This window comes from Arthrobacter sp. E1SS-5 (genome assembly GCF_057073715.1).
In genome coordinates, this window is sequence record NZ_CP172703.1 from 50,274 (window position 1) to 75,881 (window position 25,608).

General features: G+C 65.8%; 24 protein-coding genes. 5 read left to right on the plus strand and 19 right to left on the minus strand.

Features of this window, described 5'->3' with window-relative positions:
• Window positions 1-10: 10 nt before the first annotated feature.
• The 5 genes from ACIGJD_RS00270 to ACIGJD_RS00290 all read right to left on the minus strand — a co-directional run bounded on the left by ACIGJD_RS00270 (window position 11) and on the right by ACIGJD_RS00290 (window position 5,090).
• Window positions 11-727, minus strand: coding sequence for an alpha/beta fold hydrolase (locus ACIGJD_RS00270; RefSeq protein ID WP_483687772.1), 717 nt, complete (start codon window positions 725-727; stop codon window positions 11-13).
• 147 nt (window positions 728-874) lie between these two features.
• Window positions 875-2,029, minus strand: a complete 1,155-nt coding sequence (rsgA, locus tag ACIGJD_RS00275; RefSeq protein ID WP_483687773.1) for a ribosome small subunit-dependent GTPase A — start codon at window positions 2,027-2,029, stop codon at window positions 875-877.
• A gap of 302 nt (window positions 2,030-2,331) precedes the next feature.
• Window positions 2,332-3,372, minus strand: coding sequence for a hemolysin family protein (locus tag ACIGJD_RS00280; RefSeq protein WP_483687774.1), 1,041 nt, complete (start codon window positions 3,370-3,372; stop codon window positions 2,332-2,334).
• Window positions 3,365-4,726, minus strand: coding sequence for a hemolysin family protein (locus ACIGJD_RS00285; RefSeq protein ID WP_483687775.1), 1,362 nt, complete (start codon window positions 4,724-4,726; stop codon window positions 3,365-3,367). The genes ACIGJD_RS00280 and ACIGJD_RS00285 overlap by 8 nt, the downstream gene beginning before the upstream one ends.
• Window positions 4,727-4,853: 127 nt before the next feature.
• Window positions 4,854-5,090 carry a zinc-ribbon domain-containing protein gene (locus ACIGJD_RS00290; RefSeq protein WP_483687776.1) on the minus strand — a complete coding sequence of 79 codons (237 nt, stop codon included), beginning with the start codon at window positions 5,088-5,090 and terminating at the stop codon, window positions 4,854-4,856.
• A gap of 147 nt (window positions 5,091-5,237) precedes the next feature.
• Here ACIGJD_RS00290 and ACIGJD_RS00295 point away from each other — a divergent pair, with 147 nt between their 5' ends.
• Entirely contained in the window at window positions 5,238-6,389 is a 1,152-nt protein-coding gene (locus ACIGJD_RS00295) for a GGDEF domain-containing protein (RefSeq protein ID WP_483687777.1), read from the plus strand.
• A gap of 33 nt (window positions 6,390-6,422) precedes the next feature.
• On the opposite strand, the gene ACIGJD_RS00300 is transcribed toward ACIGJD_RS00295, so the two are convergent.
• Genes ACIGJD_RS00300 through ACIGJD_RS00330 form a run of 7 tightly spaced genes read right to left on the minus strand, consistent with a single transcriptional unit; the run spans window position 6,423 to window position 13,695 of the window.
• On the minus strand, window positions 6,423-7,538 hold the full coding sequence (locus tag ACIGJD_RS00300) for a Gfo/Idh/MocA family protein (protein WP_483687778.1): 1,116 nt from the start codon (window positions 7,536-7,538) through the stop codon (window positions 6,423-6,425).
• A complete protein-coding gene (locus tag ACIGJD_RS00305; protein WP_483687779.1) occupies window positions 7,523-8,221 on the minus strand; it encodes a ThuA domain-containing protein in 699 nt (232 codons plus the stop codon). Before ACIGJD_RS00305 ends, ACIGJD_RS00300 begins: the two co-directional genes overlap by 16 nt.
• 48 nt (window positions 8,222-8,269) lie before the next feature.
• Window positions 8,270-9,274 carry a sugar phosphate isomerase/epimerase family protein gene (locus ACIGJD_RS00310; protein WP_483687780.1) on the minus strand — a complete coding sequence of 335 codons (1,005 nt, stop codon included), beginning with the start codon at window positions 9,272-9,274 and terminating at the stop codon, window positions 8,270-8,272.
• Window positions 9,275-9,308: 34 nt separating this feature from the next.
• On the minus strand, window positions 9,309-10,499 hold the full coding sequence (locus ACIGJD_RS00315; RefSeq protein WP_483687781.1) for a Gfo/Idh/MocA family protein: 1,191 nt from the start codon (window positions 10,497-10,499) through the stop codon (window positions 9,309-9,311).
• 28 nt (window positions 10,500-10,527) lie between these two features.
• Window positions 10,528-11,433, minus strand: a complete 906-nt coding sequence (locus tag ACIGJD_RS00320) for a carbohydrate ABC transporter permease (protein WP_483687782.1) — start codon at window positions 11,431-11,433, stop codon at window positions 10,528-10,530.
• Window position 11,434: 1 nt separating this feature from the next.
• Window positions 11,435-12,370, minus strand: a complete 936-nt coding sequence (locus ACIGJD_RS00325) for a carbohydrate ABC transporter permease (protein ID WP_483687783.1) — start codon at window positions 12,368-12,370, stop codon at window positions 11,435-11,437.
• Window positions 12,367-13,695 carry an extracellular solute-binding protein gene (locus tag ACIGJD_RS00330; protein WP_483687784.1) on the minus strand — a complete coding sequence of 443 codons (1,329 nt, stop codon included), beginning with the start codon at window positions 13,693-13,695 and terminating at the stop codon, window positions 12,367-12,369. The genes ACIGJD_RS00325 and ACIGJD_RS00330 overlap by 4 nt, the downstream gene beginning before the upstream one ends.
• Before the next feature lie 236 nt (window positions 13,696-13,931).
• On the opposite strand from ACIGJD_RS00330, the gene ACIGJD_RS00335 reads away from it, so the two are divergent.
• Together ACIGJD_RS00335 and ACIGJD_RS00340 are read left to right on the plus strand one after the other, a co-directional pair.
• A complete protein-coding gene (locus ACIGJD_RS00335) occupies window positions 13,932-14,975 on the plus strand; it encodes a LacI family DNA-binding transcriptional regulator (RefSeq protein ID WP_483687785.1) in 1,044 nt (347 codons plus the stop codon).
• Window positions 14,976-15,022: 47 nt separating this feature from the next.
• Window positions 15,023-16,222: a mandelate racemase/muconate lactonizing enzyme family protein gene (locus tag ACIGJD_RS00340; RefSeq protein ID WP_483687786.1), complete on the plus strand. Its 1,200-nt coding sequence runs from the start codon at window positions 15,023-15,025 to the stop codon at window positions 16,220-16,222.
• Between the two features lie 85 nt (window positions 16,223-16,307).
• On the opposite strand, the gene ACIGJD_RS00345 is transcribed toward ACIGJD_RS00340, so the two are convergent.
• The 6 genes from ACIGJD_RS00345 to ACIGJD_RS00370 form a co-directional block, all read right to left on the minus strand.
• The gene (locus tag ACIGJD_RS00345) at window positions 16,308-17,168 is read right to left on the minus strand and encodes a phosphogluconate dehydrogenase C-terminal domain-containing protein (protein ID WP_483687787.1); all 861 of its coding nucleotides are present in this window, start codon (window positions 17,166-17,168) and stop codon (window positions 16,308-16,310) included.
• 1 nt (window position 17,169) lies between these two features.
• A complete protein-coding gene (locus ACIGJD_RS00350) occupies window positions 17,170-17,970 on the minus strand; it encodes a sugar phosphate isomerase/epimerase family protein (protein ID WP_483687788.1) in 801 nt (266 codons plus the stop codon).
• Window positions 17,967-18,785, minus strand: a complete 819-nt coding sequence (locus ACIGJD_RS00355; RefSeq protein ID WP_483687789.1) for a triose-phosphate isomerase family protein — start codon at window positions 18,783-18,785, stop codon at window positions 17,967-17,969. The genes ACIGJD_RS00350 and ACIGJD_RS00355 overlap by 4 nt, the downstream gene beginning before the upstream one ends.
• On the minus strand, window positions 18,769-19,239 hold the full coding sequence (locus ACIGJD_RS00360; protein ID WP_483687790.1) for a ribose-5-phosphate isomerase: 471 nt from the start codon (window positions 19,237-19,239) through the stop codon (window positions 18,769-18,771). The genes ACIGJD_RS00355 and ACIGJD_RS00360 overlap by 17 nt, the downstream gene beginning before the upstream one ends.
• Entirely contained in the window at window positions 19,236-20,978 is a 1,743-nt protein-coding gene (locus ACIGJD_RS00365) for a dihydroxyacetone kinase family protein (protein WP_483687791.1), read from the minus strand. Before ACIGJD_RS00365 ends, ACIGJD_RS00360 begins: the two co-directional genes overlap by 4 nt.
• Window positions 20,979-21,082: 104 nt before the next feature.
• Entirely contained in the window at window positions 21,083-22,447 is a 1,365-nt protein-coding gene (locus ACIGJD_RS00370) for an MFS transporter (RefSeq protein WP_483687792.1), read from the minus strand.
• Window positions 22,448-22,671: 224 nt separating this feature from the next.
• On the opposite strand from ACIGJD_RS00370, the gene ACIGJD_RS00375 reads away from it, so the two are divergent.
• Window positions 22,672-23,415 carry a FadR/GntR family transcriptional regulator gene (locus tag ACIGJD_RS00375; protein WP_483687793.1) on the plus strand — a complete coding sequence of 248 codons (744 nt, stop codon included), beginning with the start codon at window positions 22,672-22,674 and terminating at the stop codon, window positions 23,413-23,415.
• A 14-nt stretch (window positions 23,416-23,429) separates the two neighbouring features.
• Here ACIGJD_RS00375 and ACIGJD_RS00380 read toward each other — a convergent pair whose 3' ends face one another.
• Window positions 23,430-24,539 (minus strand): LacI family DNA-binding transcriptional regulator, encoded by a 1,110-nt coding sequence (locus ACIGJD_RS00380; protein WP_483687794.1) that lies wholly within the window; start codon window positions 24,537-24,539, stop codon window positions 23,430-23,432.
• Between the two features lie 173 nt (window positions 24,540-24,712).
• On the opposite strand from ACIGJD_RS00380, the gene ACIGJD_RS00385 reads away from it, so the two are divergent.
• Complete coding sequence (locus ACIGJD_RS00385; RefSeq protein ID WP_483687795.1) at window positions 24,713-25,582, plus strand: ABC transporter substrate-binding protein; 870 nt, start codon at window positions 24,713-24,715, stop codon at window positions 25,580-25,582.
• Window positions 25,583-25,608 lie beyond the last annotated feature (26 nt).

A 25,608-nucleotide genomic window follows, 5' to 3' on the forward strand; every position in this document is an offset into this window, starting at 1 on the left:
CAAGAGTGTTTCAGACTTCGTCCATGCCCGTTCGGTCAACAGCCGCCAGAATGGCCCTGGCCAGTTCCTTCGGCTTGGTGAACTGCGGCCAGTGCCCCGTGGGCAGGTCGATGTACTCCACGTCCCGGACCCGGGCCAGCTCTGCGACGAAGGGATGGCCGGCCGCGATCCATTCCCGGAGCATGGCGGACGGGAATTCGCAGGTGATCACGGTGGCGGGCACGTCGTAGCGCCGCTCATCATGCAGCTGCTGCTTGCCGTAGGCCACGCCGCGGGGCTCCGCTACTGCCCGGGCCCGCAATGCCTCGCGGAGCCCGTCGTCGAGGTCCACCAGGTCGGCGTCGTCAAAATCCTCCCAGGGTGGCAAGGGCACGTCGTCCCCGACCGCCTGCAACTCGTCGTTGATCACACCGCCTTCACCCAGGGGTCCGCTGTCCACATAGATGGCGCGCTCCACCTTCTGCGGCCTGGCGTCCACGGCTCCATGGATGATGGCGCCGCCGCCGGAGTGCCCCACCAGGACCACCTTGCCGGGCAGACCCTCCATGACCTCCACCACCGCATCGATGTGGTCCTGCAGGTTGATGCCCGACCGGCTGGCGTCCACTGACTCCTTGCCGGGAAGGGTGAGGGGGTGGGGTTGGTGTCCCGCCGCTTCCAGGGCCGGCACCACCGCCTCCCACGACGAAGCGTCCAGCCAGAAACCGGGTACCAGGATGATGTCCATGACCGAACCCTACTCCCCACCCCCGTGCGCTGTACGTTCCCGCCCAGTTACACTTCGCGGCACCGTACCCAGCCCCTGGAACACAGGGAGTGGACCAACGTCGTCCGGCCTGGGCATCAGTAGCCGGGCAGGAGCGCACGCATCCGGTTACCGCCGCTTGCGCTTCCCTCCGGACCGCTCCTGCCGTTCAGAGGCCTCGCGCTCCGCCCAGCGCTGCGACTTTCCCGCCGTCACCACCTTCTGGTGCCACTCGCGGTGGTACGCGCGCTGGGCCGCGACGTCGGACCGCCGTGCCAGCGCTGCCAGCTCCCGCTGCATCTTCAGGTAGGAGTTCCAGCGGCGCTCGGGCAGGGCTCCGCTGTCGATCGCCTCCCGGACCGCACAGCCCGGCTCGTTCCCATGGCCGCAGTCGGCGAACCGGCAGCCGGCCGCCAGTTCCTCCACGTCGCCGAACATCCCGCCCAGGCCTTCCCCGGCGTCGAACAGTCCGAAGCCGCGCACCCCCGGCGTATCCATCAGCACGGTGCCGTTGGACAGCGGCACCAGTTCCCGGGAAGTGGTGGTGTGCTTGCCTTTGAAATCGCCGCTCCGCACTTCTCCCGTCTGCTGGAGCTCCCGGCCCACCAGCGCATTGATGAGGGTGGATTTGCCCGCGCCGGACGGACCCAGGAGGACGATGGTGCCGCCGGCCGGGACGCGGGACATCAGTTCGTCGATCCCGTCGCCGTTTTCGGCGGACGTGGTGACCACCTCCACGCCCGCCGCCTGAAGGATGACTTTCCCGACGACGTCGTCCGCCACCTGTGCCAGGTCCGCCTTGGTGATGATCACCAGCGGGGTGGCGCCGGAGTCCCAAGCGGCAACGAGGGTGCGTTCGAGCCTGTTGTGCGTGAGCGGCCGGTCCACGGGGACTACGACGCCGACGGTGTCCATGTTCGCGGCCAGGACCTGCTCCCCGGAGGAGTCCTCGAACGCGCGCTTGCGGCTGAGCTCGGAACGCCGGGGGAGCACTGCCAGGATCTGGCACTCTCCGGCGCGGTTGGGACCGGTCCAGACCCAGTCCCCGGTGACGGCCGGCTCGCCGGACAAGGGGTAGGGCAGGTGGAGCAGCCCGTCATCGACGGCAACCAGCAGGAGGGTACGGTCCACGCGGACCACGCGCCCGCGTCCCGTGGCGCCGGGGCAGGGGTGCTGGTCGAAGTGGCGGGCGACGGCGGGAGTGTAGCCGTACGCGGTCAGGGTGCGGGTGGGTTGGGTGGTGCTTGAGGTGTTGTCCAGGGTGTTGCCTGAAGAGTTGTGCACGGTGGTTTCCTTGCGAGGGTCCCCGGTGCGGAACGCCATGGCGGACAGTTGCCGTCAGTCAGGCGTGTGCAGCCGGGAGGATGGGTGATGGAGTGGGTGCGGGACGCTCAAGGCGCGCGGCAACAGCAGTCATCAAAACCACCTCCCATCCCTCGTGCGGGTTTTCGTCCTCCTGCCGGGGACGGCAGGGTGGGACCGGGCCCCACTTTAGTACCCGCCGCCGTCGGGCACTAGGGGCAGGCGCAAACGGGCGCGGATCCGGCTGCTGATTGAACCGGACCCGCGCCCCCTTGGAAACCGGACTACGCGCTGGTGGCGTCCTGCACCTCTCCCACCAGTTCCTCGATGATGTCCTCGAGGAAGAGCATCCCGGTGGTCCTGCCATCGGCATCGAACACCCGGGCCACATGCGCTCCGGTCCGCCGCATCGATGCCAGCGCATCCTCAAGGTCCGCGCCGGCAAATGCCGAGGCCAACCGCCGGACGCGCTTGGCCGGAACCGGCCGGTGGAACTTCTCCGCTGCGGTGAGGTCCATGACGTCCTTGAGGTGCAGGTAGCCATCGGGCTCGCCCGTGCTGTTGGTGAGGATGTAGCGGGAGTAGCCGTGCCCTGCCACGGCCTTCTGGATGTCGGCAGGCGTGGCGGCTTCCGGCAGCAGCACCATGTCCGCCATTGGCACCTGGACGTCCGCCACGGTCTTGGCGGTGAATTCGAACGCGTTGGTCAGGGTGCCCGTGGTGTCCGTCAGCATGCCGTCCCGGGTGGACTGCTCCACGATGGTGGCCACTTCATCCAGCGTGTACGCACTGGTGGCCTCGTCCTTGGGCTCCACGCGGAAGAGCCGCAGGATGGAGTTGGCAATCCCGTTGAGGGTCCAGATCACCGGCTTGAACACCTTGGCCACCATGACCAACGGCGGGGCGAGCAGGAGGGCTGCACGGGTGGGGACGGAGAAGGAGATGTTCTTGGGCACCATCTCGCCCACCACCACGTGCAGGAAGGTCACCAGCAGCAGCGCCACGATGAACGCGATGATGCTGATCGCCTCGTAGGACAGGGACGTCAGGCCCAGCGGGATCTCCAGCAGGTGGTGGATGGCGGGTTCGGAGACGTTCAGGATGACCAGTGAGCAGACGGTGATGCCCAGCTGGCTGGTGGCCAGCATGAGCGTGGCGTGTTCCATGGCCCAGAGCGTGGTTTTTGCCGCTTTGCTGCCGGCCTCGGCCCGGGGCTCGATCTGGGAGCGGCGGGCGGAGATGACGGCGAATTCGGCGCCCACGAAAAAGCCGTTGACCACCAGGAGCACCGCCAGCCAGATGATGCCGGGAAGGTATTCACTCATGGGTCAGCTCCTGGGTCAGGCTGTCGATGATGCGGTCGTGCGGGCTTCGCGGCGGCTCGCCGGACGCGGCGGGCGTGAAGCGCAGCCGCTCCACGTGCATGCCGGCCACGCGCTCCACGCGGAGGGTGCCGCCGTCGACCTCCACCTCATCGCCCAGTTCGGGCAGGCGGTCCAAGCGGTCAGTGACGAACCCGCCCACGGTGTCGTACTCGTCCCCGTCGGGGACCTCGATTCCCGTGCGGTCCAGCAGTTCGTCCGGCCGCAGTGCAGCGTCGAACGTGATGGACCGGCCTACGCGGACAACGCCGGCGCGCGCCCGGTCGTGCTCGTCCTCCAGTTCGCCCACGATCTCTTCCACAAGGTCCTCCAGGGTGACGATCCCGGCGGTGCCGCCATGCTCGTCCGAAACGATGGCCATCTGGAGCCCCTGGCGCCGCAGCAGGCCCAGGAGGGTGTCCACGCCCATGGATTCCGGCACCCGCAGCGGCTCGATCATGAGCTCCGCCGCGGTGGTGCCCGCCCGCTGGTTTAGGGCGACGGCGAACGCCTGCTTCACGTGCAGGAGGCCCAGCACGTCATCCCTGTCCCGCCCGATCACGGGAAACCGGGAGTAGCCGGTGGCCGTGGCCAGCGAAACGATGTCATCGGCGGTGTCGGACAAGCCAACGGCGGCCATCCTGACGCGGGGTGTCATGACGTCCGCGGCGCTGTACTCGGAGAAGCGGAGCGTGCGGTGCAGCAGGGTGGCATGGTCCAGGTCCAGGACGCCTTCGACGGCGGAGCGGCGCACCAGGGAGCTGAGCTCCTCCGCGCTGCGGGCGCCGGAGAGTTCTTCCTTGGGTTCTATGCCGAACCCGCGGATGATCCTGTTGGCGGTGTTGTTGAAGAGCAGGATCACGGGCTTGAACACGGCCGTGAAGAGGGCCTGGAACGGCACCACCACCTTTGCCGTGGCCAGGGGCAGGGCCAGGGCGAAGTTCTTGGGGACAAGCTCGCCCACCACCATCGAAAAGACCGTGGCCAGGAAGATGCCGGCAACGGATCCGACGGCAGGCACCAGGGCTTCCGGGACGCCGACAGACTGCAGCGGGCTGCTGAGCATGCGGCTGATGGCGGGCTCAAAGGTGTAGCCCGTCAGCAGCGTGGTCAGGGTGATGCCCAGTTGGGCACCCGAGAGGTGGGTGGAGGTGATGCGAAGGGCTTTGATGGTGGGGCCCAGGCGTTTCTCACCGCGGGCCTGGCGTGCTTCAAGATCGTGCCGGTCCAGGTTCACCAGCGCGAACTCCGAGGCGACGAAGAAGCCGGTGCCGACGGTCAGGACCAGGCCGATGCCCAGCATGATCCATTCATACATTGGGGCGCCCCTCTCCTGTGGTGGCCGGTGTTCCGGTCAGATGGCAGAGGGGCCAGGGCATGTGTGAAGGAGGGTCGTCCATGTTCGGTTCAACTCCCCGGCCGGCGGAGAAGTTCCGGAGCGCCGCTTACCGGCGCAACTCCAAAGCCCGCTTCTGCCGCCCGCTGATGGACGAAACGTAGCCGCAATTGGTACAGGTGATCCGGCACTTCCGGGACACCGTGAGCACCGGGATGAAGAACAAGGTGAACTTCGTGGCTTGTTCCTCAAGGAGGTGGTGGATGAAGGCGCCGCAGTGCGGGCACGTTGCCGTCCTGCCCGGCAGCGGCTTGAGCACGGTCTTGAACCCGAAGAGGAGGAGCATTGCCGGCCTTTCGTTGTCCGAATGGTTAACCTCCCACCCTAGGCGGGTTTGGCCGGCACCCATCCGGGGTAGGGATGCTTTGCGCCGTGTGGGCGGATGCGATACTGGCGTGGGCAGCATTCGGGCTTTCGGGGGGACTTCTGGCACATGGTTCTGGATACGGTGACGCTGCGCATCGCTTTTGGCCTGATGGCCCTGGTGCTGGTGGTCCTCTTCTACTTTTCCGCCTTCCGGGTGACGCGCTCCCCGTACAGTGCGTGGTGGTGCGGGGCCTTGCTGTTCTTCCTTTCCGGATCCGGCTGCTTCCTGCTGGACGGCACGCCACATCAGTGGTGGGCCAACCCGCTGGGCAATACGCTGCTGGTGCACGGCGGGGTTGCTGTGTGGGCGGGAGCGCGCTCGCTGCGGACCGTGCAGCCACCCAAGTGGGCCTTTACCGGCATCCCCCTTGTCACCCTGGTGGCGTCCCTGCTGGACCACCCCGCTACCAACACCTGGTCCGGCGGTCCCGTTTTCCTCGCCGCGATGAGCCTGACCGTCGGGCTGGCGTCGCGTGAACTGTGGCGGCTTGAACCGGGCTATTCGCGGGTGCGCATCCCCATGGCGGTGGCAGCAGGCGGGTTGTCCGCCTACTATTTCTTCCGCTGGCTGGCGTTCCTGGTGGAGGGCCCGGATGGTCCGGTTTTCGTTACCGTTTTTGGATCGGCCGTGACCACCATGGTGACCATGGTGCTGTTGGTGGTGGTCTCATTCAGCATGGCCGGGTTGAGCACCGAACAGCAGACCCGCGCCCTGCGGGTGGTTGCCAGCCGGGACGACCTCACCGGACTCCTCAACCGCAAGGCCTTCCTGGACCTTGCTGCCGAGCAGCTGGCCGACCGCACCATCACCGGGGGATCCGGCGCGCTGATCCTGGCCGACCTTGACCATTTCAAAGTGGTCAACGATACCCACGGCCACGCCGCCGGCGACCTGGCGCTGCAGGCCTTCGCCGACGCCTGCGTTGCCACCGTCCGATCCACGGACCTGACCGGCAGGTACGGCGGGGAAGAGTTCGTGATCCTGGTCCCCGGGGCCAGCGCTGAACGGGCCGAGGCGATTGTGGAGGAAATCAGCAGCCGCCTGGCAGGGGCTGCAGCGCCGGACGGCATGGAGATGCCCACCGCCAGTTATGGTATTTCGACCTACGACGGCGGGACCTCCGACGTGGACCGCCTCATCGCCGCGGCGGATGCAGCCCTTTACAGGGCCAAGTCCTTGGGAAGGAACCGCGCCGCCCGCAGCGACGAGCTGCATTAGCTCCGCTGCGGCGGACGGCACGGTTCCGGGTGGCTACTTGGACTGGAGGGCGTCTGCCTGCTCGGCAAGGACGGTCAGTGCCACGCTTTCCGGCCGCTCAACAGTGCTCTGGATGCTGACCGTCATGCCGCTGTGCGCGGCCTTGAGGACAGATTCCATGACCTCCAGGGCGTGGTAGGCCAGGGCTCCGCCCGCGCGGGGTTCCTTGCCCTGCGGGGTGGAAGCAAGATCCGCGATGCCAAACCCGCGCCCGGCATCGACGTATCCTGCCGAGGCGGGGAGGGTTTCCCAGTCCTCGGCGCCCAGGGCGAACAGCTGGACGTCGCCGTCGAAGTGGTTGGGGTCCGGCACCACCAGGGAGCCGCGCTCGCCGTGGATCTCGATGTTCGGCGACTTGGACTTCACTGCGTCGAAGCTCATGAAAAGGGTGGAAAGTGCCCCGGAGGCATGTACAAGGATGCCCGTGACGTGGGAATCGATGGTTACCGGCACCTTTTCACCCTGCCGCGGTCCCGAGCCGATGGTCCGCTCGTTGCGGGTGTGGCTGGCCGCGCCGAGCACCGACACTACGGGACCCAGCAGCGTCACCAGGGCGGTGACGTAGTAGGGGCCCATGTCCAGGAGGGGACCGCCGCCCGGCTGGTAGTAGAAGTCCGGGTTGGGGTGCCAACGCTCGTGGCCCGGGGTCACCATGGTGGCTGATGCCGAGATGGGTGCGCCGATGAGGCCGTCGTCGATGGCTTTGCGGGCGGTCTGGATCCCGGTGCCCAGCACGGTGTCAGGGGCACAGCCGACGACGACGCCTGCCTGGCGTGCCGCGTCCAGCACCTTGCGTGCCTCTTCAGTGGTGGCCGCCAGCGGCTTTTCGCCGTAGACGCTCTTGCCGGCCTCGATCGCCTTCAGTGCAACTTCGGCGTGCGCGGCGGGGATGGTGAGGTTCAGGACCAGGTCGATATCGTCAGCGGTGAGCAGTTCCTCCACGGAGACGGCGCGGACGCCGTCGTAATCATCCGCCACCGCCTGGGCCCGGGCAGGATCCAGGTCCGCCACGGCTACCAGCCGGACTTGGTCCAGCCGCCGGAAGTTGGTGAGGTATTGGGCGATGATGGCTCCACAGCCAATGATTCCGACGTTCAACGGCTTGCCCACAGCAGGCCCCTTTCAATGATGGTGCGTACGTTCTGGTCCTGGAGGATTTCCACGCGGTGACCGGGCGTGCAGACGAAGATCCGGCCCTTGCCCCACTGGCGGGTCCAGATGGCGGGGGAGGTCACTTCGCGGTGCCAGGGGTCCCACTCGCGGACTTTTTGGGTGGTGGTGGCCAGGACGTCGACATAGTCGTCAGAGAGGACCCAGTACTGTTCGGTGACCAGGTCGAAGTCCTTGATGCCTTTGGTGATGGGGTGTTCCGCGGCTTCGGGCAGCATGTTCACCGTGTAGGGAACGTAGTTGTCCGACTGTTCGCCGATGCGCTCGTCCGGATGCTTGCCGGGGTGGCAGGCAAACTGGCCGCCGATCAGGTGCAGGTAGTCCGAATTATTCCTATAGGAATCGGCGATGCCGCCGTGCCAGCCAGCCAGGCCGGTGCCGTTCTCCACAGCTGCCCGCAGCCCGGAAAACTCGTCCTTTTCGATGGTGGACATGGTCATGCACTGCATGATCAGATCCACGCCGGCCATGTACTCGGCGTCGGCATAGACCTTGGGGGATTCCTCCACCCGGACGTCGTAACCGTTGTCCTTGAGGTAGGGAATGAAGAGCTCGGTGGCTTCGTAGGGCTGGTGGCCGTCCCAGCCGCCGCGGACGACCAGCGCATTCTTGCGATCTGTCATTGAAGTTTCCTTTGTCTGGCTGCCGGCGTGTGCCGGCAAGGCTTGGGGTCAGTGGCTGGAGAAGGCGGCGTCGAAGGCAGCTGCGGGCGGGGCGATCCGGGCCAGTTCCTGAACCATGGCCAGCGCCTGCGGGGCGCCGATCAGGCGGTCCATGCCGGCGTCCTCCCATTCGATGCTGGTGGGCCCTTCGTAGCCAATGGCGTTCAGGGTACGGAAGATCCGGTTCCACTGGACATCGCCATGCCCTGCCGTGACGAAGTCCCAGCCGCGCCGGGGGTCCGCCCAGGCGAGGTGCGAGCCAAGGCGGCCGTTGCGGCCGTCGAGCTGGCGGACGGATTCCTTGACGTGGACGTGGAAGATTTTGTCCGCGAAGTCCTGCAGGAACATCACGGGGTCCAGGTCCTGCCAGATGAAGTGGGAGGGGTCAAAGTTCAGGCCGAAGCTCTCGCGGTGCCCAATGGCTTCGAGCGTGCGCTTGGCGGTCCAGTAGTCGTAGGCGATTTCGGACGGGTGGACTTCCAGGGCGAACCGGACGCCCTCTTCCTCGAAGACATCAAGGATGGGGTTCCAGCGGTCGGCGAAGTCCTGGTAGCCCGCATCAATCATTGCCTGCGAGGCCGGCGGGAACATGGCCACTGCCTTCCAGATGGAGGACCCGGTGAATCCGGTGACGGTCTTCACCCCGAGGCGGGCAGCTGCCCGTGCGGTGTCCTTCATGGCCTCCGCTGCCCGGCGGCGTACCCCTTCGGGTTCGCCGTCGCCCCAGGTCTCCGCTGACAGGATGTCCCGGTGGCGCTCGTCGATGGGGTCGTCGCACACGGCCTGGCCGGTCAGGTGGTTGGCGATGGCGAACACCTTGAGGTTGTTCTTTTCGAGGATGTCCAGCCGGCCCTGGAGGTAGTTGTCGTCCTCGGCGGCCCGGCGTGGGTCAAGGTGGTCGCCCCAGCAGGCGATCTCCAGGCCGTCGAAGCCCCACTCGCCGGCGAGTCGGGCCACCTCCTCGAAGGGCAGGTCGGCCCACTGGCCGGTGAAAAGCGTGATTGGTCGTGTCATGTGCGTTCCTAGATTGATCGAAGCCGTGCGGTGCTCAGACTTTTTGCCACTGGCTGGAGTTCGCGGCGCTGGACTCCACGGCGGCCAGGACCCGCTGCACCTGCAGGGCGTCCGCGAAGGACGGTTCCGGTTGGCGTCCCTCGCCGATGGACGTGACGAGGTCCACCACCTGGTGGGTGAAGCCGTGCTCGTATCCCAGGCCGTGGCCGGTGGGCCACCAGTTCCCCACGTAGGGGTGCTCGGGCTCGGTGACGAAGATCCGGCGGAAGCCGGCGTCGGGGGATTCTGCCGCGTCGTAGAAGGACAGGACGTTCATGTCCTCGAAGTCGAAGGCGAGCGAACCCTTAGTGCCGTTGACCTCCAGCCGCATGGCGTTCTTCCTGCCCAGGGCGTAGCGAGTGGCTTCAAAGACGCCGATGGCACCTGCGGACGTGCCGCCGTCGAACTTTGCGCTGAAGATGGCCGCATCATCAACGGTGACCGCCCCGCGCGGGGCGTCGCTGCTGAGGTCGCCGTGCCCGCCGAGGCCCACCAGGTCGCCGGCCAGCGGGCGTTCCCGGACGAAGGTCTCCAGCATGGCCGATACTCCGCTGATGTCCAGGCCCGTGACCCACTGCGCGGCGTCGATGCTGTGCGCGCCGATGTCACCCAGTGATCCGGAACCTGACTTGCTCTTGTCCAGGCGCCAGGTCATGGGGGCGTTGGCGTCGGAGAGCCAGTCCTGCAGGTACTGGGCGCGGATGTGGCGGATTTCGCCGAGCCTGCCCTGTTCCACGAACCGTTTGGCCAGTGCCAGTGCAGGGGTGCGGCGGTAGCTGAAGCCGCACATGGAGAAGACGCCGCTCTTTGCGGCAGTTTCCGCCGCGAGCGTCATCCGTTCGGCCTCCTCCACGGAGTTGGCCAGCGGCTTTTCGCACAAGACGTGCTTGCCTGCCTCAAGGGCGGCGATGGCAATCTCGGCGTGGGTGTTCCCGGGCGTGCAGATGTCGATCAGGTCGATGTCGTCGCGCTCGATCAGGCGGCGCCAGTCAGTCTCAACCGAGTCCCAGCCGAGCTTGTCCGCTGCGGCACGGACGCCCTCGGCATTCCTTCCGGCTACCGCGGTGAGCTGTGGCTGCAGCGGCAGGTCGAAGAACCGGGGTGCGGTCCGCCAGGCGTGGGAGTGGGCTGCACCCATGAAGGCGTAACCCACCATGCCGACCCGCAAGGGCTGTGCGGTGGTCATGTTGAAAGTCCTTTCTGTAAGCCGGGCGTTACTTGCTGAAGCCGGCGGTCAGGCCTGCCAGCAGCTGGCGCCGGCCGATGACGTACAGCACCAGGATGGGCAGGGTGCTTAGCACCACCGAAGCGAGAACGGCAGGAATGTTGACGCTGAATTCACCTTGGAAGGTCCACAGGCCCAGGGGCAGGACGCGCAGGCTGGGGCTCTGGGTGAGGACCAGCGGAAGCAGGAACCCGTTCCAGACATGCAGCCCGTTGTAGATGGCAACCGTCACGATGGCTGGCCGGGTCAGGGGCAGGGCCAGCCGCCACATGGTCTGCCACTCGCTGCAGCCGTCCAGCCGCATCGACTCGAACAGTTCGTTCGGGACGTCGCGGATGAAGTTGGACAGGATCAGCACCGTCAGCGGGATGGCGAAGGCAATGGACGGCAGCATCAGGGCCAGCAGGCTGTCATAGAGGTTCAGCCGGATGATCATCAGGTAGATGGGGATGATGGTGGCCTGCAGCGGGATGGCCAGCCCCATCAGGAACATGCCGTTGACCAGCTTGAGGAACCTGCCGGCGCCGCGGACGATGGCAAACGATGCCATGAACGAGATCAGCACCGTGGGAATCACGGAACCGAGCGTGACGATGGCGCTGTTCAGGAAATACTGCGCGAAATCCGCTTCGAGGACAGACTGGTAGTTCTCGAGCGTGGGCTCGGTGGGCAGGGACAGCGGATTCTGGCCGAAGTAGCCGGCCTGCGTCTTGAGGCTGGTGACCACCACGTAGTAGACCGGCAGGATGATGACGGCCAGCCAGATCCAGCCGCCAAGGCCGCCGGGGATGTTTAGCCGCCGAAGCCGTGTGCCGAGTCCCCGGTTGGCGGCAGCAGTGCCGCCGACCGATCCGGTGCGGGCCTCCTGGGTATTGCTTTTCAGGACGGTACTCACCCTACAAACCTTCCAATTGGCTGCCCTGCTTGTCCTTGCCTCCAAGGCGCTGAAGGAACAAGGCGAGTGCAAGGCCGATGATGACGAGAATGACGGCGATGACGCTGGCCGGGCCCATCAGGTTGGCCCGGAAGCCCCGGAGGTACATGTCCAGGGCCAGGATCCGGGTAGAGTTTCCCGGTCCGCCGCCGGTGAGGACGAAGATCAGGTCGAAGTAGGTCAGCGAACCCACCACCATCAGGGTGGAGGAGGTGATGATCGTGTACTTCAACTGCGGAAGGGTGATGTGGAAGAACTGCTTGATGGTCCCGGCCCCGTCGATCTGGGCCGCCTCGTACAGGGACTTGGGGATCTGCCGCACGCCACCTTGGTAGATGAGCGTGTGGAACGGCACGAACTGCCAGGCGATGACGAAGATGACCAGGCCGAGTGCCAGGTGCGGGACACCCAGCCAGTCCTGGGCAAGGAACGGCAGGCCCAGGCCGGTTGCCAGGCCGAAGTTGGGGTCCAGCAGGGCCTTGAAAGCGATGGCGACGGCGGCCGAAGACAACAGCAGGGGCAGGAAGTACAGCACTGCCAGGACTGCCCGGTACCGCTGGCTTCCCGCGGTGAAGACGCCGAGCAGGAGGCTGATGGGGGTCTGGACCAGCCAGGAGACGATCATGATCAGGAACGTCAGGCCCAGGGCGTTGTACAGCCCCGGATCTGCCAGCACGGAGAACCAGTTGTCCAGTCCCGCCGCCCCGATGGCACCAATGCCGTCCCAGCTGGTGAAGCTGAGGATGAGTACACCCGCCAGCGGGATGACGGCGAACACCAGGAAGAAGAACAGTGCAGGAATGGTCAGCCACGCCAGCGCGGCCTTGCGCTGTTCTGTCTGCTTGGAATTCCTGACGCCGACGCTGGGCCCCGGGGCGGTGGAGACGGCGTTACTCATTTCCCGAGGGTGCCGTTCATGTTCTCGGCGAACTGCTGCGGCGTGATCGACTTCAGGAACAGCTGGTCGATGTTGTTCAGCAGGGCCTCGGCGGCGGTGGGGCTCAGTGCCTGGTCCCAGGACTGCTGGAAGTTGGGGGCGTTCTTTGCGAGGTCGTAGACGAAGTTGAGGAAATCCTTGTCCGGGGACGTGTTCAGCTTGCTTTCGATGCCGTTGACGATGGGAACGGAGCCGGAGTTGATGTAGGCGTCGATCATGGTATCGGTCATGATGCCGTCCTTGAGGAACTTCTTGGCGGACTCCTTTTCCTTGTCGCTGGCCTTGGCCGAGATGGACTGGTAGTTGGCCGGGTTGCCGACGCCGTTCTTGGGGTCGCCCTTGCCGCCGGGAAGGGTGGGGAACTGGACGAATCCCAGCTTGCCGTCCTGGACGAAGTTCTTGCCGTCTTTTTTCATCGGACCGTACGTCCAGGAACCATGCAGCATCATGGCGGCTTTGCCGGTGTACAGCAGGGCCTGATCTGCGTTCGAGTCGGCCGTGATGGAGGAGAAGCCCTTGATAAAGCCATCGGCGGAGACCAGTTCCTGGATCTTGGTGCCGGTCTCGATGACGGCCGGGTCCATCCAGGCGTTGGGCTTGCCTTCAAAGATGGCCTTGAACACGTCGGGTCCGCCGATGCGGTCCAACAGGTATTCGAGCCACATCATGGAAGTCCAGCGCGACTGGCCGCCCAGGGAGAAGGGTGCCACCCCCATGCCGTTGAAGGTCTTGACCAGCGACATGACGTCGTCCCAGGTCTTGGGCGGCTGGACGCCGGCCTTCTGGAAGAGTTCCTTGTTGTAGAACAGGACGATCGGACCGACATACATGTTGGGCAGGGCGTAGATCTTGCCGTTAACCGTGGCGGCGCTGAAGGTGGAGGGGAAGAACTTCTTCTTCAAGTCCGGGTTCTGATCCAGCCAACTGGTGAGGTCCTCAACCTGGTTTGCCTCGGCGTAGGTCTTCAGCGTGCCGCCGCCCCAGTTGTAGATGATGGTGGGTGCCTGGTTGGCGCCGATCGCGGTCTTGATCTTGGTCTTGTAGGCGTCGTTCTGGAAGAACGTGATGGCAATCTTGTTGTCCGGGTTTGCCTGGTTGAAGGCATCGACAGCCTTCTGCATGTTGGTTTGGTTCGGCTCACCGGACAGGAACCACATGCTGGCGCCACCATTGCCGCTGGAGGCACCCGGACCTGACGTGCCGCAGGCAGAGGTTGCGGCAACGGCAAAGGGAGTAAGGGCAGCGAGGGCGAGGAAATTGCGCCGTGAGGTCTGGGGTTGCTTCATTGCTTCTCCATTGTGAATTTGCTGTCGAGGTACGGGGCGTCAGCTCCGACGTTCGTTCGAAACATTTCGAACGGTGATATAAGTCACGCTGTAAACTAAAGCCCCAAACATCTCCGCAGTCAAGGGATCGTAGAGGATATTTTTGAACTTTGGCCCTAATTTGCGCAATCCTTGACGGAGGAAGCACAGGTTCCTCAGAATGAATGCACTTCCCACCTTCGAAAGATTGCGAACCAATGACGACCAAATTGCCTGAGCGGACCAAGCCAACGCTCGCTACCGTGGCCAGGCAGGCCGGGGTCTCCGCACCGACTGTCTCCAAGGTGGTAAACGGCCGCGACGACGTGGCCCCCGAGACCAGGGCGCGGATCCTCGCGGTGCTGGAGCAGGCGGGTTACCAGTCGCCCGTGCAGCGCAGGGCCGCTAACGACAGGACGACAGTGGTCGAAGTGGTGATCGACGTGCTCGATTCCGCGTACACCATCCAGGTCCTGAATGGCATCCTCCAGTTCGCTGCCGGTGCCGACGTCGAAATCCTGGTGAGCGTGACCGGCCGGTCCGCTCCCGGCCGGCAGACCCCGGAACGCCGCGCCCAGCGCATGCTCGAAGAGGGCAGGGCCGGGATGATCGTGGTGACGTCCGCCTTCAGCGAGGCACAACTGCACGCATTCCGCCGCCGCAAGATCCCGGTTGTGGTGATCGACCCGCTCAACCCACCCTCCGCGGACGTGGTCAGCGTGGGAGCGACCAACTGGGCAGGCGGCAAGGCGGCAACCGAACATCTGTTGGAACTGGGCCACCGCCGCATTGCCTACATCGGCGGAATCGAAGACGCCGAATGCAATCAGGCGCGCCTTCACGGATACATGGCCGCCCTGATGGCGCATGGCATCAAGGTGGACCCCGGATTCATCGTGTCCGGCGGCCACTTCCGGACAGAGGGCGGGGTTAAGGGATTCCAGGAACTGCTGAAGCTGGACCCCCTCCCCACGGCCATCTTCGCCGGCAGCGACTCGATTGCCCTGGGCGTCCTCAGCGAGGCGCGGCATCACGGGATCAAGGTTCCCGAGGACCTCAGCCTCATCGGATTCGACGGCACCAACCAGGGCGAGCAGTCGGTCCCTTCATTGAGTTCGGTGGCCCAGCCGCTTGAAGAGATGGGCAGGGCCGCCCTGAGGTCGCTCCTGCGTCAGGCCCAGGGCGAGGTCCTGGATTCCCACCGCGTGGAGTTGGCCACCCAGGTGGTCGTCCGCGAATCCACTGCCCCGCCCGCCGCCTGAGGGGCCGCACCTGGTGCGCCTGGACAACGAATGAAAGACATCAAGTCATGAAAATCACCAACCTCGACACCGTTGTGGTGGACTTTTACCGGACCAACCTCATCTTTGTCCGGTTAAGCACCGACGAAGGCCTTACCGGAATAGCGGAAGCCACCCTCGAAGGCCAGGAGCACGCAGTCCGCGGCGCAGTTGCGGTTCTTGCCGACGCCGTGCGGGGCAAGGACCCCACCCGGATTACCCGGACCATCTACGAGGTGAATCGCGACGCATACTGGCGCGGCGGCCCCGTCTCCATGACCGCCCTCAGCGCCCTTGAAGTGGCCATGTGGGATGTCTCAGCCCGCGCACTGGGGGTGCCCGTCCACCGGATGCTGGGCGGGCAGGTCCGGGACAGGGTCCGCGCCTACGCCAACGGTTGGTTTTCCGGGGCCAAAACACCTGAGGAATTTGCCAAGGCCGCCGTCCACACCGTTGGCCAGGGCTTCCGCGGCCTCAAGTGGGATCCCTTCGAAGCTGCAGACCTCACTCTGGCGCCAGGCGACCTGCGGCGCATGCTCGAGCCCGTTGCCGCTGTCCGGGAGGCGGTGGGTGATGACGTTGAGCTGTTCATTGAAGGGCACGGCCGCTTTGATGTGCCCACGGCCATCCGCGTGGCGCGGGAAATTGAACAGTTCCAGCCCGTGTTCTTCGAAGAGCCCTGCCCGCCGGACGGCATCGACGCGCTCATCGAGGTACGCAGTAAATCTCCCGTCCCCATCGCGGCCGGTGAGCGGTGGATGGGGCGGAACACCTTCATCCCGGCCCTTGGGCGCCACGCGGTGGACTACATCCAGCCTGACGTCACCCACGCCGGAGGCCTCCTGGAGCTTTCGTTCATCTCCACACTGGCGGCAGCCCACTACGTTCCCTTCGCACCGCACAACCCGAGCGGTCCCCTGAGCACCGCCGCAACCTTGCAGCTCGGCGCGGCCTTGCCGAATTTCCGCTACCTCGAGATCATGGCGACGGATGTGCCGTGGCGCAGCGAGATCTCCAATGAGCGCCTCCAGCTGACGGAAGAGGGCGACGTCCTGATCCCGGAAGGCGTGGGCCTGGGCATCGAGCTGGACTTGGACGCCATCGCCGAGCACCCCTTCACGGCGCATCCCATGCGGATCTTCAGCGATGTGGTGGCAGACATCCGGCCGCCGGACGCCCGCTCCTACTTCAACTTGGAGTCGGAAACGGCAGGCGCCGCCAAACCCTGAGGCAAAAAGCTGGAGGCACAAAACGGCGGCTGCCACCCAGTCCGAATGGACCGAGCGGCAGCCGCCGCTGCTGCGGTGTGGAGCCTTAGCGCTTCACGGCCTCCAGCTTGAGCATCTTGGCGATGACGCCATCGAGTTCGGAGTCGTCGAAGATCTTCTTCCAGTCGTCCTTGATGATGGTGTCCTTGCCGTACTGGATGGCGATTTCGCACGCCTCGGAGAACGGGTTGGAGCCGCGCAGGGCGTTGGTCAGCGCGATCTGGACGTGACCGAACAGCATGGCCTTGGCGGCTTCCTCGGGGACGCCGGCGGTGTGGACGGTCTCGTGCAGGGCCTCGTTAAGCAGAGTGCCGATCATGCAGGCAACGGTTTCCACTAGGGTGGGCTCGAGGATGGCCAGCTGCTTGACGGTGACCCAGTGGACGTCGATGACGGGGGCGTAGATGGTGCGGATTGTCGCCTCCGCAGCGGCCTTGGTGGCTTCAGGGGCGTCCTCGTCGATGGCTGCCACGACGTTCTGCGGTGCGCCCTGGCCGCCGAAGGTGTCGGCCCATTCTTCCTTGGTGGTGCGCTCCAGGAACACGGACGGGTGGCACGGGTGCGCAACTGCCTGGACCACGTCGTCGCGCTTTGCCAGCAGCCCGGCGTAGGCGGCGGCGGGGTCCAGGGTGAGGAGGATGGATCCGGCCTTCATTTGCGGGACCACGCCTTCGGACACGATGCCCAGGACGGTGTCCGGGACGGCGAGGATCACGACGTCGGCGCCCTTGACGGCGTCGTCCGTGGCGGTGATCTCGCGGCCTTCAGCGCGGACGCGCTTCTGGCCGGCGGGGGAGTTCTCGCTGTAGAAGACGGTGTGGCCGGACTTCTGGAGGTTGCGGGAGACACGCAGCCCCATCTTGCCTCCGGCTCCGATGACAGCGACGGTCAAAGTTTCTGCTGACATTTCACTTGCTCCTTAGGAATTCGATGCTTTGCCGGGTCCACTGGTTCTCGAGGCGGATGGTGTCCGCCTCGGAGTCCTGCCAGGGCAGCCAGTGTTCGACGATTTGGTTGATGTTTCGTTCGTGCGGCCGGATCTTCCCGGCCATGTACCCGTAGTCGAGCAGGCCTTCGCCGAGCGGGGCGCCGGAGTAGGTAAACCCCACCCACCCGTCCTTGCGGCTGAAGGCAAAGTCCTTGATGTGCATGTTCAGGACATAGGGCGCGACGGCGTCAATCACCTCACGCGGCATCTCCAGCGCCGCGACGGTGTTGGCGGGGTCGCTGCAGATCCCCAGGTATGGGCTGTCCACGCCCAGGATCACGTCCAGGACGCGGGAGGTGGGGACCTGTTCATAGGTTTCCACCGCGATCTTCACCCCTGCCGCTTCGAACTCCGGCAGCACCTCCTTGAAGATGGCCACCGCTTCCTCCGTGGTGGGGGTATGGCCCGGGGTGTTAAACATGGTCCGCAGCAGCGGGGATCCCAGAATTCCCGCGATGTGCAGGAACTTCCGCAGGTGCTCCGGGCGGATCCCCTTGGTGCCCAGCTCAAGACTGATCCCCAGGGAGTCAGCGGTGGCACGTACGGCGGCCAGGCTGGCGTCGTCCATCTCCTCCAGCGGTGCGTAATCGCAGACCTGGAAGAGGTCCACGCCCAGTTCCGCTGTCCGCTCCAGCGCGTCGTGGAGGCTCAGGGGCTGCGAGACCTTGTCCGAGAGCTGCCAGAAGAACGCGTAGCTGCTCAATCCAATCCTGCTGGTCATGCCGCCACCGCCATGGATTCCAGCCGTGCCGCTGTCTCGTCCAGGATGGCCTTCAGCGCCTTGGGGTCGTGCGCGAAGCGGCCCAGGAACAAACCGGCGACGGCGGGATCCAGCTGGGTGATCAGGCCCGGCCCGGCACTCCCACCGTAGATTACCCGGCTGTCCTCCTGGCCGGGAAGGCTGCGCAGGTGCGCGTCCAGTCCGGTGACGACGGCGCTGATGTACTCCGGTGTGGCAGGTTCCGGGGCGCCGATGGCCCACTGCGGCTCGTAGGCCACGATGGTCCGGCCGGCGGGCGCGAGCGACGAGGCACGGTTAAGTGCAGCGTCGATCTCGGCCGAACAGTGCGCGATGGCTTCCTCCACGGAACCCGGGTGCAGCTCCCCGACGCAGAGGACGGGGGTGAGGCCGTTGCGGTACGCGGCGGCGGTCTTCAGCCCGATGACGCGGTCATCCTCGCCGAAGATCCGGCGGCGTTCGGCGTGACCGATTTCGGCATACCGGCCGCCGAGTTCGGCGATGGTTTTGCCGCCCACTTCGCCGGTGAACGCGCCTTCGTCTTCCCAGAAGATGTCCTGTGCTCCGGTGGCTGCACCGGCCGTGCCGAGGATCCGGGTGGCCTCGGGCAGTGCGGGGAGGACGGGCAGGACGAACAGTTCGATCTCGCCGCTTTGCACCGACGGGTGGGCGAACGCGATGGCGGCGACGTCGCGGCAGTAGTCCACCGACCGGGCGTAGCCGAAATACATCTTCAGGCTGACGCCGATGATCGCCCTGGGGTTCGCGCCGCCATTTGAATCAGCAGGAAGCGACACCCTCATAGTCCTTAATCAGGGCGACTTTCTCCGCCGAGGCGGAGCTTTCGTCGAAGGTGTACGTGAGCCATTCCTTCGCCAGGCGGCGGGCCAGTTCCAGGCCGACGACGCGCTGGCCGAAGGTGAGGACCTGGGCGTTATTGGACAGGATGGCCCGCTCAACCGAGAAGGAATCGTGCGCGGTGACGGCACGGACGCCCGGGACCTTGTTCGCAGCGATCGCGACGCCGAGCCCGGTCCCGCAGACCAGCAGGGCGCGGTCAGCCTTGCCGGCGGCGATGAGTTCGGCGGCGGCGATGGCCACGGACGGGTAGGGGGTGTGGCTGGTGGCGTCCACTCCGACGTCGGTCACGGATTCGACCAGTTCGGAGGCTTCCAGGTCGGCCTTGAGGGCTTCCTTGTAGTCGAAGCCGGCGTCGTCGGCTCCCATGACCAGGCGCAGTTTGGTGCTCATGCGTTCTCCTTGATGGTGGTGTTCTGGCTGAGGGTGTTGTGGATGGCCCGGACGATCAGGGCCATGGAGACGGCGCCGGCATCGGGGGTGCCCAGGCTCTTTTCGGCGTGAGGGCGGGCGCGGCCCATGAGGGGCAGCAGGTTGGCGGTGTCCTCGGCAGCCTGCTGGGCTGCGGTGGCGGCAGCATCCCAGGCCTCGGCCAGCGGCTTGCCGCTGTTGACGCCGGCGGTGAGCGCGTCGCGGAACGGGACGAGCACGTCCACCAGGGTCTTGTCGCCCACCTTGGCCTTGCCGAAGTCCATGATCGCGGCGGCGGCGCCGGCCACCCCGGCGGCGACGGCACCGGCGTCGGGCGCTTTGCTGTCGCCCACGGCGTCACCGACGGCGCGCAGGGCCATGCCCCACAGCGCCCCGGATGTGCCGCCGGCCTTGTCGGCCCAGGCATCGGCGGCGAAGTAGAGGGTGGTGGCCGCACCAGCGCCGCGGGCGACGGCGTCTGCCGCGGCTTGCACGGCGGCGCGGACGCCGCGCTCCATGCCGATGCCGTGGTCGCCGTCGCCGGCGATCGCATCAATTCGGCCAAGCTCGGCGGCGTTGGCGTCCACCACATCCTTGGCGGCCCCGAGCGCTGCGAGGACGCGGAGGGCACCGGCACGCGAAGCAGCCGTCGGGTCGGGAATGGAAAGTTCGACGTCGGCCGCCTCGCCTGCCGTTCCTTCCAGCGCTTCGGCGGTGACGGCACCGCGGCGGAACGCCGGAGCGTCGGCCGGTGCGTTCCAGAGGGTCTCGAGTTCGTCGTCGAGCCAGAACAGGGTCAGGGACGTGCCGGCCATGTCGAAGCTGGTGACGAGTTCGCCCACCTGGGGGTCCACCGCCTGCAGTCCCGCCTCGGCGAGGAGCGGGGCCACGCGGCGGTAGACCACGAAGAGCTCTTCGTACTTCACGCTGCCCAGGCCGTTGAGGATGGGGACAACGCGGGCACCCTCTGCATTAAGGCCGTCCGGCACTTCGGTCAGGAGCTTGCCCACCAGCAACTCGGCGAGCTCGTCCGCCGTCGGAATGCCTGTCTCTTCGATACCGGGTTCGCCGTGGATGCCCATGCCTACCGCCATCCGGCCCTCAGGGACGGAGAACAGCGGCGTGTCGGCGCCCGGGAGGGTGCAGCCGGTGAAGGCGACGCCGAACGAGCGGGTGCGGTGGTTGGCCCGCTCCGCGATCTCCACCACTGCGTCCATGCCGTAGCCGGCCTCGGCGGCGGCGGCCGCCACCTTGAACACGGTCAGGTCCCCGGCAATGCCGCGGCGCTTGGTGTGCTCTTCGATCGGGGCGGACGAGACGTCGTCGGTGACGGCGATGCTGCGGCAGTCGATGCCTTCCCGGCGCAGCTTTTCCTGGGCCTGGGTGAAGTGCAGGACGTCGCCGGCGTAGTTGCCGTAGCCGAGCAGTATGCCAGCGCCGTTATTGGCGGCCTTGGCCACGTTGTAGACCTGCTGGGCCGACGGCGACGCGAACAGGTTGCCCATCGCGGCACCGTGCGCCAGGCCCTGCCCAACGAGTCCGGCGAAGGCCGGGTAGTGGCCGGAACCGCCGCCGATCACCAGTGCCACCGTGTCCGCGGTGCTCTTGGTGCTGCGTACAACACCGCCGGACACACGCTTCACCCAGCGTCCATGGGAGGCGACGAAGCCTTCGATCATCTCGTCAGCGAAGGCTGCGGGTTCGTTGAACAGGCGGGTCATGGGAAAAGCTCCTGGCCTAGCTGGGGAAGGGTCTGCGGGGAGTGGTTGGTGTGGGGGCGCCTTCGGGCAAGGAAGGCGCCCCCGGGTTTACGAAGCGGTTCCGCTTAGGGTTCGGCGTGCTGCCCGGCGCCGGCAGGATCCAGTGCTTCGGAGCGGACACCCTCGGTGACGCGGCCGGAGCGGCTGAGGGCCACCATCAGGACGGCGGACAGGAGCATGAAGCCGCCCACCACGAACATCGGCACCGTGTAGTCGCCGGTCCAGTCCTTGAGCCAACCGGTGATGTAGCCGGCGCTGAAGCCTGCCAGGTTGCCCACCGTGTTGATCAGGGCGATGCCTGCTGCTGCCGCTGCGCCGGTGAGGAACTGCGTGGGAACGGTCCAGAAGTTGGGCAGCGCGGCGAAGATGGCCATTGCCGTGATGGTGATGACGGCGATGGTGGCTGCCGGGGAACCGGCGAACAGTGCCAGCGGGATGCTCAGGCCGCCTACCAGGGCCGGGACCGCGATGTGCCAGGTCTTCACGCCGCGCTTGGTGGCGTCCTTGGACCAGAAGTACAGGGCAACCGCTGCCGGGAGGTACGGGATGGCCGTGATCAGGCCCTTCTGGAAGACGTCGAACTTGGTGCCGTAGATGCCTTCGAAGCCGGAAATGATGGTCGGCAGGAAGAAGCCCAGGGCGTACAGACCGTAGATGAAGCCGAAGTAGATCAGGGAGAGCATCCAGACCCGGCCGTTGCCGAACACCGTGCGGACGCTGACATGTTTGTTGCCTGCGGCGGTCTCGTTCTTTTCCTTTTCCAGTGCGCCGGTCAGCCAGGTCTTCTCTTCAGGGGTGAGCCACTTGGCCTTGGCGGGGTTATCGGCCAGGTAGAACCAGGACACGATGCCGATGAGGATGGCGGGGACGGCAACGCCGAGGAACATCACGCGCCAGCCTTCGAGCCCGAAGAGGCCGTGCTGCTGGATGAGGATGCCGGCCAGCGGGGCGCCGATAACTGTGGTCAGCGGCTGGGCCAGGTAGAACAGGGCAAGGATCTTGCTGCGGTGCCGGGCGGGAACCCAGAGGCTCAGGAAGAGGATGGCACCGGGGAAGAAGCCGGCTTCGGCCACGCCCAGGATGAAGCGCAGGATGTAAAGCTGCTCAACGTTGGCCACCCAGGTGAACAGCAGGGAGACGATGCCCCAGCTGACCATGATGCGGGCCAGCCAGCGGCGGGCGCCGAACTTGTGCAGGGCCAGGTTGGAGGGGACCTCCAGCAGGATGTAGCCGATGAAGAAGACGCCGGAGGCGAAGCCGAACTGTGCGGCGTTCAGGGCCAGGTCCTTGTTCATGCCGTTGGGGCCGGCGAAAGAGATGGCGGTGCGGTCGAGGTAGTTGATGAAGAACATCAGCGCGACGAACGGGACAAGCCGGATCGCCACTTTCCTGATTGCGGATTTCTCGACCACCGATTGTGTGGTGTCCACATTGACTCCTAGATGTTGGTGCCCTGCGCATCCGTCACTGGAGGCGGTGGGCTCTTTCAGAGGTGCGCGGCCTTGGCGTCCTGCGCACGTTGAAGCTGTGAGTTCCACCATAGGGCTCGATCCAAAATTGGTCAACCGGTTGACTGATTAGTGTTCATTCTGGCGATTCCGGTGAGGCCCGTTGGCGCCGTCCAGCGTGGTCAACCAGTTGTTACGCTTGGAAGGTGTCCTTAGAATCCGCAGCCGCGACGGCCAAGATCAGCGCCGCCCTTGGCTCCGTGGGGCAGGGCTCAGTGGTGTCGGAAGTGGCCGAGCGACTGCTCGCCTTCTTTACCAGCGGTGACATCGCACCCGGAACCAGGCTTCCCGCGGAGCGAACCCTTGCCGCTTCCCTGGGCGTGGGCCGGTCCGCTGTGCGGGAGGCCCTCGCCGCGCTGGAGATCCTGGGCATCGTGGTTGTCCGGCCCGGGTCCGGCACCTACCTCCGTGACGGCGTGTCCGAGCTCCTGCCGCGCACCCTGAGCTGGGGCCTCATGCTCGGTGCGCCGCGCACCCGCGAACTCGTGGAACTGCGCAGTGGACTCGAGGTGCAGGCGGCGCAACTTGCTGCAGAGCGCATCACCGACGAAGCGCTGGAGCGGATGCGCTCCAACCTGGACACCATGGAACGCACGCTTGACGATCTGGCGGCCTTCGTCGAGGCCGACGCCTCCTTCCACCGCGAAATTGCTGCGGCTTCCGGAAATCAGGTCCTCCAGGAACTCCTGCAGAGTATCCGCTCACTCCTGCGGATCTGGGTGGACCGGGCGCTCACGGACGAAGGGCATGCAGCCGCCGCGCTGAAGGAGCACACCCAGATCTATGAAGCGCTGGCTGCCCGGGATGCGGGTGCCGTGACAGCGACCATGAGCTCCCACATGGAGACAGCTACCCGGCGACTGCTGGCGGGATTCGACGCCGCGCAGTAGGCACCCCGGGGGCGTCAGGCGGGCTTTCCCGCCAGCTGTTCGCGGCAAGGTTTCCCGGTTGTGGCCGGGCATGGCCCCACCGACCCCCGCCGCACCAACGTGGCCGTGAATTGCGCAGGGGCGGCAGGCGGCAGCCCCTCCATTTGCCGAAGCAGGGCCTTGGCCGCGGCGACGCCCATGTTGTAGACCGGCTGGGCAATGACGGTCAGGGGAGGGGTTGTCAGCCTGGTCCACGGGAAATCGTCGTACATCAGGAATGAAACATCCGCCGGGATGGACAGGCCCAGTTCCTGGATGGCCTCCACCACGCTGAGTGCGATCAGGCCGTCTGAGGCGACCACGGCAGTGGCACGGTCCGGGCCCCTGAGCACTCCGCGGGTGACGCTGCGAATGGAGTCCTCGTCTCCTGCGTTCAGGCGGACGAGGTCCTCCGGAAAATCCAGCCCGGACTCAAGGAACGCCTCCCGCATGCCCTCGATGCGGTCCGCGATCTGGGAGGACTCAAGAGTCATCCCGGGCGTGTAGGGAGCATCCGTGGTCAGTGTGGAAATGAAGGCGATCCGCCGGTGCCCCGCATCGAGCAGGTACTGGGTGGCCTCCCTCGAAATTCTCGCCATGTCCACGGCCATGGTCTCCACCGGCAGGTCCCCGGCCGTGCGGTCGATGAAGACCATGGGCCGTCCGGAGCGGTACACCTCCTGGAGATGTCCGGTTTCAACCGATGACGCAGGAGCAACAATCAGGCCATCCACTCGCTTGTCGAGCAGGACCCGGACTGCCTCCACCTCCGCCGCCCGGTCCTCATCGGTATTGACCAGGATGACGTTGTAGCCGGCCTTTTTTGCAGCGTCCGTGATTCCCCGTGTGGCCAGGCCAAAGTGCGGGTTTTCGATATCACCCACCACCACTCCAATGGTGTGCGACTTCCCCGTATTCATGCTGCGCGCAAGCTCATTGGGCCGGTAGGAAAGCGCCTCTGCGGCAGCCAGGACGCGCTCGCGGACGTCGTCGCTGACAGCCCCGTAATTGCCGAGCGCACGCGCGGCCTGGGCCTTGGAAACCTGGGCAGCCTTGGCGACGTCGGCAACCGTTACGTCCCGCCGTCGTGCTCCTTCGCCGTTCATCTTCACCTTTCGAAAGGGTTGTTGACGCCCCTTGTGACTTCGGCTACATTTCTATCCATCGATGTGAGTCCGGTCTCAATCCTAGGGTGTGAGACCGGACTCAACAAGAGCATCGGCGACTTTCTTCGGCGGCCCTGACAGCACCGCCTCCCTCCCAACGATTGGACAACGCTGTGAAGAAAAAGAATCTCCGCCCGGCCGGAATTGCCGCCGCCGCACTCGCTGCGGTGCTGGCGCTCTCCGGCTGCAGCTCCACCTCCGCCGCCTCCACCACGGAGAACAACCCCTACGGCCTGATCCAGCCCGGCACCATCCGCGTGGCCAGCCTGGGCGACTCCAAGCCCTACACCTTCGCCGACGCCTCCGGTAACTTCACCGGGTTCGACGTGGAACTGTTCAAGGATGTGGCCCACCGGGCCGGTGTGGACAACGTGGTCTTCACCGGGCAGGACTTCTCCGGCCTCCTTGCCGCAGTTGCCAACGGGCAGTTCGACGCCGGCGTGGCAGCGATCGGCATCACGGACAAGCGCAAGGAAACCGTGGATTTCTCGGATGGTTACTTGGCCGGCTACCTGACGGTGATCACCACCAAGAGTTCGGGCATTACCGGTGTGGACGGCCTTGCCGGCAAGCGGCTGGGCGTGGTGCAGGGAACCCTGCAGGAGGCCTATGCGGTGAAGAACTTCACCTCTGCCAGCCTGGTCCGCTTCCCGGACAACAACACGGCGATCGCGGCGCTGAACAGCGGAACCGTTGACGCGCACTTCCTGGATTACGAGGCTGCGAAGGCGTACGAGGACCAGCACGGACTGGTCAGCGCTGCGGACATTCCGTCCTTCGACGCCCCGGCAGGGTTCGCCGTGCCCAAGGGCAAGACGGCGTTCAAGGAAGCGTTGAACAAGGGCCTGGCCGCTGCGATGGAAGACGGGACCTGGAAGAAGCTCTACCAGAAGTGGTTCCCGGGTTCCCCGATGCCTGAGCAGTACCTGCCCAAGGCCGAACAGGGCGCCTCCGCGTCACCGTCGCCCGCTCCGAGCAAATAGGCAAGTAAGTACGTAAGCCTCCGGGT

Bases quoted from the DNA above. Each gene is read 5' to 3' on its own strand.
- ACIGJD_RS00380 (WP_483687794.1), bottom strand. From the start codon at position 24,539: ATGAACGGCGAAGGAGCACGACGGCGGGACGTAACGGTTGCCGACGTC.
- ACIGJD_RS00330 (WP_483687784.1), bottom strand. From the start codon at position 13,695: ATGAAGCAACCCCAGACCTCACGGCGCAATTTCCTCGCCCTCGCTGCC.
- ACIGJD_RS00315 (WP_483687781.1), bottom strand. From the start codon at position 10,499: ATGACCACCGCACAGCCCTTGCGGGTCGGCATGGTGGGTTACGCCTTC.
- ACIGJD_RS00365 (WP_483687791.1), bottom strand. From the start codon at position 20,978: ATGACCCGCCTGTTCAACGAACCCGCAGCCTTCGCTGACGAGATGATC.
- ACIGJD_RS00290 (WP_483687776.1), bottom strand. From the start codon at position 5,090: ATGCTCCTCCTCTTCGGGTTCAAGACCGTGCTCAAGCCGCTGCCGGGC.
- ACIGJD_RS00335 (WP_483687785.1), top strand. From the start codon at position 13,932: ATGACGACCAAATTGCCTGAGCGGACCAAGCCAACGCTCGCTACCGTG.
- ACIGJD_RS00295 (WP_483687777.1), top strand. From the start codon at position 5,238: ATGGTTCTGGATACGGTGACGCTGCGCATCGCTTTTGGCCTGATGGCC.
- ACIGJD_RS00350 (WP_483687788.1), bottom strand. From the start codon at position 17,970: ATGACCAGCAGGATTGGATTGAGCAGCTACGCGTTCTTCTGGCAGCTC.
- ACIGJD_RS00305 (WP_483687779.1), bottom strand. From the start codon at position 8,221: ATGACAGATCGCAAGAATGCGCTGGTCGTCCGCGGCGGCTGGGACGGC.
- ACIGJD_RS00285 (WP_483687775.1), bottom strand. From the start codon at position 4,726: ATGTATGAATGGATCATGCTGGGCATCGGCCTGGTCCTGACCGTCGGC.
- ACIGJD_RS00280 (WP_483687774.1), bottom strand. From the start codon at position 3,372: ATGAGTGAATACCTTCCCGGCATCATCTGGCTGGCGGTGCTCCTGGTG.
- ACIGJD_RS00270 (WP_483687772.1), bottom strand. From the start codon at position 727: ATGGACATCATCCTGGTACCCGGTTTCTGGCTGGACGCTTCGTCGTGG.
- ACIGJD_RS00360 (WP_483687790.1), bottom strand. From the start codon at position 19,239: ATGAGCACCAAACTGCGCCTGGTCATGGGAGCCGACGACGCCGGCTTC.
- ACIGJD_RS00340 (WP_483687786.1), top strand. From the start codon at position 15,023: ATGAAAATCACCAACCTCGACACCGTTGTGGTGGACTTTTACCGGACC.
- ACIGJD_RS00345 (WP_483687787.1), bottom strand. From the start codon at position 17,168: ATGTCAGCAGAAACTTTGACCGTCGCTGTCATCGGAGCCGGAGGCAAG.
- ACIGJD_RS00325 (WP_483687783.1), bottom strand. From the start codon at position 12,370: ATGAGTAACGCCGTCTCCACCGCCCCGGGGCCCAGCGTCGGCGTCAGG.
- ACIGJD_RS00310 (WP_483687780.1), bottom strand. From the start codon at position 9,274: ATGACACGACCAATCACGCTTTTCACCGGCCAGTGGGCCGACCTGCCC.